This window comes from Aquibium sp. A9E412, assembly GCF_030398335.1.
Classification (GTDB): Bacteria; Pseudomonadota; Alphaproteobacteria; order Rhizobiales; family Rhizobiaceae; genus A9E412.
Genome location: NZ_JAOAOP010000004.1, coordinates 48,495 through 59,561, shown reverse-complemented (window position 1 = coordinate 59,561; position 11,067 = coordinate 48,495). Strand labels below are relative to the sequence as shown.

Genomic DNA, 11,067 nt, shown 5'->3' with positions numbered 1-11,067 from the left:
ATGTCCGACGCCACGACCCATCTCTTGCTGCCCTACATCCTGGCGGCGCAAGCGCAGAAGCACATCACCCATAACGAGGCACTGCGGATCCTCGACGGGCTGGTCCAGCTCTCGGTGCTCGACCGGAATCTGGCGGCGCCGCCCGGCAGCCCCGCTGACGGCGACCGCTACATCGTCGGCTCCGGCGCGACGGGCGACTGGGCCGGCTGGGACCTGAACGTCGCGCTCTGGGCCGATGGCGCCTGGCTGCGCCTGCCGCCACGGACCGGCTGGCGGGCGTGGGTCGAGGACGAGAGCCTGCTGCTCGTCTACGACGGGTCTGGTTGGATCGGTACGACGCCCGCGGCGCTGCAGAACCTCGCACTCCTGGGGCTCGGCACGACGGCGGATGGGTCGAACCCGTTCTCGGCCAAGCTGAACGCCGCGCTCTGGACCGCCAAGACCGTGGCCGAGGGCGGCACGGGCGACCTCTTCTACACGATGAACAAGGAGGCTGCGGGCGACGACCTCGGGCTGACGCTCCAGACCGGCTTCGTGACCAAGGCGCTGGTGGGGCTGTTCGGCTCCGACCGGTTCCGGCTGGCAGTTTCGGCCGACGGCAGCACCTTCTTCGACGGGCTCAGCGTGGACAACGCGAACGGCATCGTCGACCAGCCGCGGCTGCCGCGCTTCAAGGCGTACACGAACTACGACAACTACGTCGGTGTCGGCACATGGACGAAGATCGGCCTGAACAACACCGACTATAACGATCAGGGTGCGTTCGACGCCGCGAACAACCACTTCGTGGCGCCCGTCGACGGCACCTACCTCTTCGGCGCGACGCTTCTCTACAAGATCAACGCCAGCGCCACGGCCCGCATGCGCGGGCGGCTGGTCCTGAACGGCTCCACCGAAATCCGCGGCTCCCTCGGAGAAATCTCCGCCACCCACGTCTCGCTCGCCACCGCGATCTGGCTGCAGACCATGGTGCCGCTGACGGCAGGCGATACCGTCGAGCTGCAGGGGTATTTCCGGGTGGCGGACGGCTACTTCGCGGCCGACCACACGTCCTTCTGGGGCTGCAAGGTCGGCTGAGCGGCGGGAGGAGGATCCGATAACACCACCCCGATCCGAGGGCTTCGTGCGCATGCCCGATGCCGAGTTCGAGGCGATCCTGACACGCGCTGCCGAGGAAGGCGCGAAGCGCGCGCTCGCCGATGTCGGGCTCGATGGCGACGAGGCGGCGCTCGACATCCGCGATCTGCGCTCGCTCGTCGACTGCATCCGGCTGGTGCGCCGCACCGCCATGCAGACAGCCGTTCGCATGATCACCACCGGCGTCATGCTGGCGCTGCTCGCGGGCATCGCCATCAAGCTCAAGATCTTCGGCGGCGGCCCGTAGCCGCGCCCCATCTCCCATTCATCAGCCCAACCGCACCCGCCCTTGAGGCGGGTTTTTCGTTTTCGGAGGCCCCCCATGACGCCGACCTTCCACCGCCATTGGCGCGACGTACCCGAGAGCGGCTGGCGCTGGCCCAACTTCTCGCCCGCCGAGATCGCCTGCCGTGGCACCGGCAAGTTGCTGATCAACGAACCGGCGCTCGACAAGCTGCAGGCGCTGCGCGACCGGCTGGGCAAGCCGCTGATCGTGCGTTCCGCCTATCGCAGCCCCGAGCACAACCGCGCCGTGGGCGGCGCGACCCGCTCCAAGCACCTCGACGGCGCCGCCTTCGACATCGCCATGGCGAACCACGATCCGGTGGCCTTCGAGGCGGCGGCGCGGGAGGTAGGGTTCCTCGGCTTCGGGTTCTACCCGCGATCGGGGTTCATCCATGTCGACCTCGGCCCCGCGCGTCAGTGGGGCGAGCGGTTCCCGGTCCGGGCGACCGCATTCGCAGCCGAGACGCCGCCCGCGCGCGAAGTGCTGGCCGACAGCCGCACCATGAAGGGCGGCGGGGCCGCCGGTGTGGCTACGCTGGGCGCCGCGGGCGTCGAGGTCGCGCAGAGCGTCTTGGCGGAGACCCAATCCGCAATCCTGCCGCTTGTGCCGTATCTCGACACCCTGCGCTGGGTGTTCATCGCCGTGGCTCTCGGCGGTATCGCGGTCACGATCTACGCCCGGCTCGACGATTGGAAACGGGGGCGGCGGTGATCGCCGTGCTCCTCGCCACGCTCGCCGGATCGGCATGCGCGCGCACCGCAATCCGCTACGGCGTCACCGCACTCGCGGTCCTTCTGTTGCTGCTGGCCTTCCGCCGCTCGGGCGAGCGCGCCGGCCGGCTGGCTGAACAGCTCGAGACCATGGAGAAGGCCAATGACGTCCAACGACGGATGCTCGAGGCGGCGGCGCGTCGCCCTCATTCTCGCGACGAGCTTGCTGAGCGGCTGCGCGACGGTCGGTTCTGACGGCGGTGGGCTCGGGGCCTGTCCGCCCGTCGTGGAGTACAGCCGGGATTCTCAGGCGCGGGCGGCCGAGGAACTGGAGCTGTTGCCGGAAGGCTCGGTGATTGCCGAAATGCTCAGCGACTACGCCGTGATGCGGGAGCAGGGACAGATAGCCAAAGAGTCAGCATTTGACTAACCGTCCGGCTCGCGGAACTCACTCAAAGCATCGACGAGATGTCAGACGCCCCGGTTGGATAGGCGAACATCGTGTCCTTGAGCTGGTCGGCCGTCAGCCCGTGCCGCACGGCCAGGGTGAAGACATTGATGACCTCGTCGGCGTGCGGACCCAGCAGGTGCGCGCCCAGGATGCGCTCGCTGCCTTCCTCGACCAGAACCTTGTAACCCGAGACGGATTCCGCCTGTTGGCGCGTCGAAAACCAGCCGGGCGTCCGATCGCACTGCATGCGGAACTTCAGCCCCTGTTCATGGGCTTCGGATTCGTCCAGCCCGACCCGGGCAAGGGGCGGCAGGGTGAAGGCGACCGAAGGAACGCCCTTGTAGTTCGGCGTGCTGTGATTGCCTTCCAACAGGTTCGCCACAACCACCTTGCCGTCGTGATTGGACACGGGAGTAAGCGGCGGGCCCATCTGGGCAGTGTCGCCGGCGGCATAGACGGCCGGGTTCGACGTGCTCTGCAGGTATTCGTTGAGGGCCAGCCTGCCTTCCCGCAGTTCCACCCCACCGGCCTCAAGGTCGAGCGGCTCGAAGTCGGGCTTGCGGCCAGCGGCATGCACGACCAGGTCCGCTTCGAAGGTCTTCGAACCGCCGTCGCCGGCTGCGGTGATGCGGAAGGCGTCGCCGGTCTTCTCGATGCGCTTGACCTCGGTGCCGGTGTGCAGGGTCACGCCGATCTCTTCGTATTTCTCCATCAGCCATCCGACCAGGTCCGGATCGAAGCCCTTAAGCATCCGGTCGCCGTGCTGGAGGATCGTGACCTCGGCCCCGGCTCGCGCGGCGATATGGGAGAACTCGGCGGCGATGTAGCCTCCGCCGACCAGCACGATCCGGCGCGGCAGGCTTTCCATCTCAAGGAAGCCCTCGTTGTCGATCAGGTGCTCCTCGCCGGGGATGCCCAGCTTCATCGGCTCCGCCCCGGTCGCCAGGACGATGTGCTTCGCCTCCAGCGTTTCGCCATCGACCTCAACAGCGTTCGGGCCGACGAAGCGGGCCCGCCCGTGGAAGGTAGCGATTCCGTTTTCGGAGAAGCTTTTCTCCTTCTTCTCCGGCACAGGGTCCGTGAAGCCGCGCTTGAACTCCAGCAGTTCGCGCCAGTCGATCCGCACGTCGCCCTCGACTCCCTTGCCGTTCATCCGGCGGGCGTGATCGGCGGCAGAGGTGCCCCCGATCAGCATCTTCTTGGGATCGCAGCCGCGAAGTGCACAGGTGCCGCCATAGGGGCGGAAATCCGTCACGGCAACGCTTCGGCCCGCGGCGCTGACACGCTTTGCCACGGTGGTCGCAGCGGTGCCGCTGCCGATGACGATTACGTCGTAGGTCTTGCTCATCGTAAAACTCCTTCAATCAGGTTCGCCGGCTGCCGCGAGCAGCCAGCCAGCCGGCCAAGGCCCCGGCGCCGACAAGGCCGGCAAGCATGGGGACCATGCGGGCCATCATGCGAGCCTTCATCCGGGGGCTCGGCCCCATGGCGCATTTATCGCAGCAGTAGAGGCGGCCCCCGCGCTCCACCCCGGGAGCGGGGAACCGGCCGCCACAGCGGGCGCATTCTTCAACTTCGTGATCGCGAACCTCCCCGGAATCCATCGCCGCAAGAGGGAGGCCGCGTTGTCCGTGTGATGTCATTTCCTGCTCTCCCGTTTCAGATCGACGTCGGCATACCGCGAGGCCGGCGGTTGCGGAGATGCATCGTCCCGCCGGTCGAGGTGGACGCCGCCATCTGCGCTCAGTGCGGCGCGCGCTGTCCGGTCCGCGTGGGTGCCGAGAAGCGCCCCGCCACCGCCTTTTGCGTACAGGTCGAGGTTGATGGCACTGTTGATCAGCGCCAGATGCGTGAACGCCTGCGGGAAATTGCCCAGAAAGGCTTGGTCGTCCGGGTCGATCTCCTCGGCATAGAGGCCGACGTCGTTCGCCTTGTCCAGCAGACGCTCGAACAGCTCGCGTGCCTCGTCTGCCCGGCCGGTGCAGAGCAGCGCATCCACCAGCCAGAACGAGCAGATCAGGAAAGCGCCCTCGCCGCCGCTCAGGCCGTCATCCGTGTCTTCGAGACGGTACCGCATGACATAATCGCCTTTGCGCAGGGTGCGCTCCACCCCGCGCACGGTCCGGTCCAGGGCATCGTCGGAGAGAGGCAGATCGAGCAAGGGGAGCAGCAAAAGCGCGGCGTCCATTCCGCCATCGGCAAAGGTCTGGCGGAAGCCGCCTTCGTCACCGTCATCTGCATGGGAGATCAAAGCTTCGAGGATCTCCTGGCGCGCCTGGCCCCACGCTTCGCGCTCTCCGAGCAGACGGATGGCGCGGTCCAACGCAACCCAGGCCATGGCCTTGCCGTGAACATAGTGCCGCGGTTCCCCGCGCATCTCCCAGATGCCCTGATCAGCTTCGCCCCAGACCTGCGCGACGTGGTCGGCAATGCCTTCCAGCATGGCGCGGAGAGTCTCGTCGATCGGCCCCCCCAAGGCTCGGTAAGCCAAGGCCCAGTCTGCGACCTCGCCGTAGATGTCGAGCTGCGCCTGATCCGCGGCAGCGTTGCCGACGCGCACAGGCTTCGAGCCGGCGTAGCCGTCCAGATGATCGAGGCAGCGTTCCTCGATCTGGCTCTCTTCGTCGATACCGTAGAGGATGCGCAGGTCCGGCAAGGTCTGGACGCAGCAACTCCCGAGAAATTCACAGTAGCGACCCGCCTCAGCGTCGTAACCGAGGCCGCCAAGGGCCTGGAGGATGAACGCCGAATCCCGCAGCCAGCTGTAGCGGTAGTCCCAGTTCCGTTCGCCTCCGATGTCCTCGGGCAGGGAGGTCGTCGGGGCGGCGACGATGGCGCCGGTCGGCGCGTAAGTCAGCGCCTTGAGCGCCAGCGCGCTGCGCTCCACGGCCGCGCGGTAGGGACCCTCGTAACGCGAGGCGCCCGACCAGTCGCGCCAGAACTCGGATGTCGACCGCAACAGGGCTTCCGCCTGATCGGCGGGCGCGCCCGCCTCGGCGTCAGCGGGCGCCAGTACGAAGGCGTGCCGCTCCCCCTCGGCCAGCGCAAGCTCCGACCGAACCCGCTCCGCGCTCGGGGCGCCCCCCTGGAACAGCCGCATGTCCAGCCGAGCGCCGGCCTCCGGATCAAACTCGCAGGCGCCGGGTTCGAAGGCAACGTCAAGGTTGCATTGCCCTTCCAGCGCCTCCACCACGCGCACCATCCAGCCGGGGGCTTCGAGATCGACGAAGGGTTCTCTCGTGTCAGCCGCACTGCGGACCGGCAGGAAATCGGTGACCTGCACGCGCCCGCGGGACGTCGTGAACATGGTGCACAGTATGTTCGTACCTTCCAGATAGGCCCTCTCGCTCTCGAAAGGCGCCGTCGGCGCAATGCGAAAAGTCGCTCCTTTCGACGCGTCCAGCAGTGCCCAGCAGGCCGGCTGGGCGTCGAACCGGCCGGGACAGAACCAGTCCACCGCGCCGTCCCGACCGACCAGCGCTGCGCCGTGGCAATCGCCGAGAAGGGCGTAGTCCCGCAGGGGCAGGTATCCGTCCTTGCGGACGGGCATTATCCGCCCTCGCGGAAGGACGGGTAGAGCATCATGCCGCCATCCACGAAGAGCGTCGTTCCGACCACGTAATCCGATGCGTCCGAGGCGAGCCAGACGGCGGCCTCGGCAACGTCCTCGCTCTCGCCGACGCGGCCATAGGGGATGAGCTTCAGCAGCTCCTTGCGGGCCTTCTCATCCTCCCAGGCGTCGCGGTTGATGGCAGTCTTGATCGCCCCCGGCGCGATGGCGTTCACGCGGATCTTCTCACAGGCAAGCTCCTGCGCCATCGTTTCCATCAGCAGCTTCACGCCGCCCTTGGCGGTGGCGTAGTTCGCATGCCCCGCCCAGGGGATGGCCTGGTGCACCGAGCTGGTGAAGATGATTTTCCCCAGCGCCGGAGAACGCTTTGCGTCGAGCCCCTGCCGGCGGAAACGCCGCACCGCCTCCTGTGAGCAGAGGAACTGGCCGGTCAGGTTGACGTCGATGACCTTGCGCCAGTCGTCGAGGCTCAGCTCGGTGAAGGCGGCGTCGCGCTGAATGCCGGCGTTGGACACCACGATGTCGATCCCGCCGAAAAGGCGATCTGCCTCATCGAAGAGCTTGCCGCAATCCTCGGGCTTCGAGACGTCGGCCTGCACCGCCTCGGCGCGACCGCCGGTCTCGCGGATCTCGCCGACGATCCGATCGGCGGACTCCTCGTCGGAGCGGTAATTGACGATGACCGACGCCCCCGCCGAGGCGAAGGCCCGCGCGATGCCTTCGCCGATGCCGGAACTCGCGCCGGTCACGATCGCACGGGTGTTTTCCAGTTGCGACTGTGGCATGGCATCCTCCCAGGTCTGCTGATCGGGCCCGCCAGGTTCGGCGAGGCGGTAGAGAACTTCGGCCGTTCCGGCGAGCGCAAGGTAGACGAGATGGCCGAGCAGGCCGCTGACATGCGCTGCCGTGACCTTGGTCGCCGCTAAGCCGGCGAGCAGGCCAACACCTACGTCCAATGCGACAGGCGATGCTTTCATCAATAACTCCAGTCGGATGCGTCAGCTGCACAGCCCTGTATCTAACTACAGCCATGCGGCAGGGTTCCGGATGTTTCGAGAATGGCGCGTCGCAGCCGCCCCTTGCAGGAGGTTCGGCCCACCGACGGGCAGGCCGGACCGCCGGCAAGGGGCTTTATCCGGCGCAGCAGCTCAGCATGGCCACGTCCTTGTCGAAGGTCTGCGCTGCGAGCTTCAGCCCCTCGACCGTCGTCAGATAGGGAAAGATCGTCTCGCCGAGCGCCTTCGTCGTCATGCCAGCCTTCAGCGCCATGACCAGCGTCTGGATGGTATCGGACCCTTCGGGCGCCACAATCTGTCCGCCGAGCAGCCGATCCGTCTCCCGGTCAGCCACAAGCTTGATGAGTCCGCGCGTATCGCGCGCCGCCTGAGCCCGCGGCACCTGGTCGAGCGGCAGGACCGAGGTCTTCACATCGTGACCCGCATCGCGCGCCTGCTGCTCGCTGAGGCCGACGCCGGCCACCTGCGGATCGGTGAAGACGACCCAGGGCATCGTTGTATTGTCATAGCGCTCGCTGCCATCCGCCACGGCGTTGCGGGCCGCGATCTTGGCACCGTATGCCGCCATGTAGACGAACTGGTCGCGGTCCGTCACGTCGCCGGCAGCATAGATGCCGGGGCGCGAGGTCTGCATGTCCTGCCCCACGACGATCCCGCCGCGGCTGTCAGTTTGCACGCCCGCCTCCTCAAGGCCGAGACCCTCCGTATTGGCCTGCCGACCGGCGGTGATGACGATCCGCTCTGCGGTAACGTCTTTCGCAGTGCCCTCCTGCATGATCCTCAGCGTGACGCCATCTTCCGACGCCGCAACGCTGTCATACTGCAGGCCGGTCAGGAGGCTGACGCCCTCGGCCTCGAAAGCTTCCGACAAAGCGTCGGAGACTTCCGGCTCGGCGCCCGGCAAGAGGCGAGAGCGCGTCACGAGGGTCACCTTGACGCCCATCCGTGCCATCATCTGAGCCAGCTCCGCGCCGATATAGCCTGCTCCGACGAAGATCAGGCTCTCGGGTAGGGTCTCCAGCTCCAGAAGCGATTGGCTGTCGAGCGGATCGACATCCTCGATCCCGCGGATCGCCGGGACAAGCGACCGGCTGCCTGTAGCAATCAGCGTTCTGGGCGCGGTAATCGTGCGATCTCCGATCTGAACACCGCCCTCGACCAACGTCGCGGGGCCTTCCTCAATGTAATCGACCCCCTCATAGTTGGGCAGCAGGTCAGCGTATTTCTTCTGGCGCAAAGTCGCGACAAGGTCGTCTTTGCCGGCGACGAGCTGGGACCAGTCATCGATCTGCGCCGCACCGGACAGGCCGGGAAAGCGCGCAGCCGCGCTCGCCCCATGGAGCGCCTCAGCCGCGCGGATCATGGCCTTCGAGGGCACGCACCCGAAGTTGACGCAGGTCCCTCCGATCGTCCCATGGCCCAGGAGCGCGACGCGCTTGCCAGCCTCAGCGGCGGCGATCGACGCGGAGAAGCCGGCGGAGCCGGCTCCCACGACGATGAGTTCGTAAGCCCCGTTTTCGTTCGAGCAGCAGTCTTTCATCGATCAAGTCACTTTCGTCGTCGGACCTGCCTTCGGCTTGGCGAAGGCCAGGTAAAGAATGGCGCCGATCGCCACCAAAGGCGTGGCCATCGTGAACAGGCCTATGAGAAGGCCGACGGAAGAACAGAAGGCAGCCGACATCATGGTCGCACCTCCTTGGCACGGCGATTGAGGTAGAGAGCGTAGGCGCCCGTCAGCGCCGCGGCGAGGAACGTGAGGAGCAACGCCCCGCGGAACTCCAGAACGATGATCAACACCGAGAGCAGCACCGCGATGAGCGCGGCCCAGATCTTGGGGGAGGGTCCGGGCCGCGCGGCGCGCAGCCACAGTGCCTGCGCGACCACCGCGAGGCTGACGAACAGCAGCGGGAACAGCGCGTAATCCAGCCACCCCGTCACCGCCGACAGGCCTGCGCCAGCCAGCACGACAACCAGAAGCGGCGTGAAACAGCAGAGTGCCGCGAATAGCGCGCCGCCGAGGCCACCCCTCAGCAAGCGGTGCGCCTGGGCCTTGTCCGGCTGCTCTGCTGGCCCATTCGGATGATCGGAATCCGGCTTCACGAGCCCTCACCACCCATCGGGCCTTCAAGTAGCGACGCCGGGTAGCCGTTCTTTTCAACTGCCGCGATGAGGGCGTCGGCGGAGGTGACTTCGTCGTCGAAACGAACCGTATAAAGCCCCTCACTCGCATCCTCGCCTTCGACGAAGTCCTCGATCACCACGCTTTCGACGGATTTCAGCGAGTTGCCGACGATGAACGAGCACGAGGGACAGGTCAGCCCGCCGACCTCGAGCCGGACGACCTGCTCGGCGGCGAAGGCAGGGGCGGAGATAAGGGTGCTCAGCGCCAGAGCGCCGGGAAGCAGGAATTTCATGTCAGGGTTCCTTCAGAACGAGAGGATGTAGGGCGAGGCGTAGGGGAAGAGCATGGCGACGAGGATCACCGCAGCCGCCACCCAGAGGACGGCGCGCATTGCGGTCCGGTTCATCGGGCGGGCGCAGGTGCCATCGGCGCAGCGGATCGGCTGGTATGCCCTGTAAAAACCATAGCCCAGGAACGCGGCGGCGATGCCGAAGGTATACCACTTGTAGGCGTAGAGGGCGCCCATCTGGGCGATGAAAACCCCGCTGACCCCGAAGCTGACGAGCACCAGTGGCAGGATGCAGCAGGACGTCATGACCAGTGCGCCAAGCGCCGCCAAGGCGGTGGTGGTCCAGCCGCGGCCTTCCGGGACGTCGGACGCATCCCCCGGCAATGCAGATTCCGTGGTGTCCATGCAGTGTCTCCTTGCGATCATCTGCTAGGAGTCCTAAGGTCTGTAGGACATACAGGCTCAAGGGCTTTTCGAATGGGAAACGGTCACGCTTCCGTGAAGCCGATGCAGAGGGCCGCCCTCGCACGGGCGACGGGATGCAACCTGGAGACCATCCGCTACTACGAGACGATCGGCGTCATGCCCGATCCACCTCGGGACCCGAACGGCTATCGCAGCTACGGTGAAGATGATGTGCGTCGGCTCCGCTTTGTCATGCGCGCGCGTGATCTCGGATTTTCTCTCGAGGAGATCAGAGGTTTACTGAGCCTCGTCGATAGCCGTAGCCAAACCTGTGCCGAAGTGGAGAGCGTCGCCGCGGCCCATCTGAAGGATGTGCGGGACAAGATCGCCGATCTGCAACGGATCGAAAAAGCATTAAGCGGCACGGTAGCTCAATGCAGCGGAACCGACGTTCCTGACTGCCCGGTGCTCGACGCCCTGCTGGATTGAACGCCGACGATTCCTGCATCTGCGGCGCGGGAAGAGTGATCGTCATTCTCGACCACAGGAATGTCGACAACGATGCTGTCGTTGACGCGGTGCGCGACGTCGACGTAGCTGCCGACATACGCCACGCCCATCTCCGGCAGATGGAGGAACATGCCGCCGCGCCCGATACGCACGTGGTCGTGGAGGAGAAAGCTTGGGACCGTCTCGAAGAGATCAAGCGCACGATCAAGCGAGTGCTCGAGGAAGTTCAACATCACTCCCTCGACGCTCGAGTTCCAGCGTGAGGATCAAGCGCATCAGAACGTCAGCCTCTACGGCCATGGATGCAATCGAGGAGAGCAGAAGGCGGCATAATGCGAGCAACGCTGCGGATATTCCCCCTCTGCATCAAAAAAACAGTAGCTTAGCCTGGAGAAGGTTGGATGTGAGGCCCATTCCCTCCGCCACTTGCCCTCGCGAAAGCGTTCTACCGATCCGGCTGCGGCCGGATTTTTCCGTTGTTTTCGAGGGTTATGCGGGTGGGGCTGTTAACCGGCCCACGTCCCGACGGGCGCACAAGCGTTCTCTCCGGGCCGATATTCTCCGGACCTG

General features: G+C 66.0%; 14 protein-coding genes. 6 read left to right on the top strand and 8 right to left on the bottom strand.

What is annotated here, in order from left to right; all coding sequences use genetic code 11:
- The 4 genes from N1F89_RS03350 (at position 1) to N1F89_RS03335 (ending at position 2,388) form a co-directional block, all read left to right on the top strand.
- Positions 1 to 1,077, top strand: coding sequence for a DUF2793 domain-containing protein (locus N1F89_RS03350; protein ID WP_290081460.1), 1,077 nt, complete (start codon positions 1 to 3; stop codon positions 1,075 to 1,077).
- Positions 1,078 to 1,096: 19 nt separating this feature from the next.
- A complete protein-coding gene (locus N1F89_RS03345; RefSeq protein WP_023851444.1) occupies positions 1,097 to 1,384 on the top strand; it encodes a DUF6127 family protein in 288 nt (95 codons plus the stop codon).
- A 75-nt stretch (positions 1,385 to 1,459) separates the two neighbouring features.
- Positions 1,460 to 2,134 (top strand): D-Ala-D-Ala carboxypeptidase family metallohydrolase, encoded by a 675-nt coding sequence (locus N1F89_RS03340; protein ID WP_290081457.1) that lies wholly within the window; start codon positions 1,460 to 1,462, stop codon positions 2,132 to 2,134.
- Positions 2,131 to 2,388, top strand: coding sequence for a hypothetical protein (locus N1F89_RS03335; protein ID WP_290081455.1), 258 nt, complete (start codon positions 2,131 to 2,133; stop codon positions 2,386 to 2,388). The genes N1F89_RS03340 and N1F89_RS03335 overlap by 4 nt, the downstream gene beginning before the upstream one ends.
- Before the next feature lie 197 nt (positions 2,389 to 2,585).
- On the opposite strand, the gene N1F89_RS03330 is transcribed toward N1F89_RS03335, so the two are convergent.
- The 8 genes from N1F89_RS03330 to N1F89_RS03295 all read right to left on the bottom strand — a co-directional run bounded on the left by N1F89_RS03330 (position 2,586) and on the right by N1F89_RS03295 (position 9,987).
- Complete coding sequence (locus tag N1F89_RS03330; protein ID WP_290081454.1) at positions 2,586 to 3,932, bottom strand: NAD(P)/FAD-dependent oxidoreductase; 1,347 nt, start codon at positions 3,930 to 3,932, stop codon at positions 2,586 to 2,588.
- A gap of 291 nt (positions 3,933 to 4,223) precedes the next feature.
- Complete coding sequence (locus N1F89_RS03325) at positions 4,224 to 6,134, bottom strand: glycoside hydrolase family 15 protein (protein ID WP_290081453.1); 1,911 nt, start codon at positions 6,132 to 6,134, stop codon at positions 4,224 to 4,226.
- Complete coding sequence (locus tag N1F89_RS03320; protein ID WP_290081451.1) at positions 6,134 to 7,132, bottom strand: SDR family oxidoreductase; 999 nt, start codon at positions 7,130 to 7,132, stop codon at positions 6,134 to 6,136. The genes N1F89_RS03325 and N1F89_RS03320 overlap by 1 nt, the downstream gene beginning before the upstream one ends.
- A gap of 154 nt (positions 7,133 to 7,286) precedes the next feature.
- Positions 7,287 to 8,711 carry a mercury(II) reductase gene (gene merA, locus N1F89_RS03315; protein WP_290081449.1) on the bottom strand — a complete coding sequence of 475 codons (1,425 nt, stop codon included), beginning with the start codon at positions 8,709 to 8,711 and terminating at the stop codon, positions 7,287 to 7,289.
- 3 nt (positions 8,712 to 8,714) lie between these two features.
- Positions 8,715 to 8,855 carry a hypothetical protein gene (locus N1F89_RS03310; RefSeq protein ID WP_290081448.1) on the bottom strand — a complete coding sequence of 47 codons (141 nt, stop codon included), beginning with the start codon at positions 8,853 to 8,855 and terminating at the stop codon, positions 8,715 to 8,717.
- Entirely contained in the window at positions 8,852 to 9,271 is a 420-nt protein-coding gene (gene merF / locus N1F89_RS03305) for a mercury resistance system transport protein MerF (RefSeq protein WP_290081447.1), read from the bottom strand. The genes N1F89_RS03310 and merF overlap by 4 nt, the downstream gene beginning before the upstream one ends.
- On the bottom strand, positions 9,268 to 9,585 hold the full coding sequence (locus tag N1F89_RS03300) for a hypothetical protein (protein WP_290081446.1): 318 nt from the start codon (positions 9,583 to 9,585) through the stop codon (positions 9,268 to 9,270). Before N1F89_RS03300 ends, merF begins: the two co-directional genes overlap by 4 nt.
- A 12-nt stretch (positions 9,586 to 9,597) precedes the next feature.
- Entirely contained in the window at positions 9,598 to 9,987 is a 390-nt protein-coding gene (locus N1F89_RS03295; RefSeq protein ID WP_290081445.1) for a mercuric transporter MerT family protein, read from the bottom strand.
- A 102-nt stretch (positions 9,988 to 10,089) separates the two neighbouring features.
- On the opposite strand from N1F89_RS03295, the gene N1F89_RS03290 reads away from it, so the two are divergent.
- Together N1F89_RS03290 and N1F89_RS03285 are read left to right on the top strand one after the other, a co-directional pair.
- Positions 10,090 to 10,476 (top strand): helix-turn-helix domain-containing protein, encoded by a 387-nt coding sequence (locus tag N1F89_RS03290; protein WP_290081556.1) that lies wholly within the window; start codon positions 10,090 to 10,092, stop codon positions 10,474 to 10,476.
- Positions 10,477 to 10,511: 35 nt separating this feature from the next.
- On the top strand, positions 10,512 to 10,760 hold the full coding sequence (locus N1F89_RS03285) for a hypothetical protein (protein WP_290081444.1): 249 nt from the start codon (positions 10,512 to 10,514) through the stop codon (positions 10,758 to 10,760).
- Positions 10,761 to 11,067 lie beyond the last annotated feature (307 nt).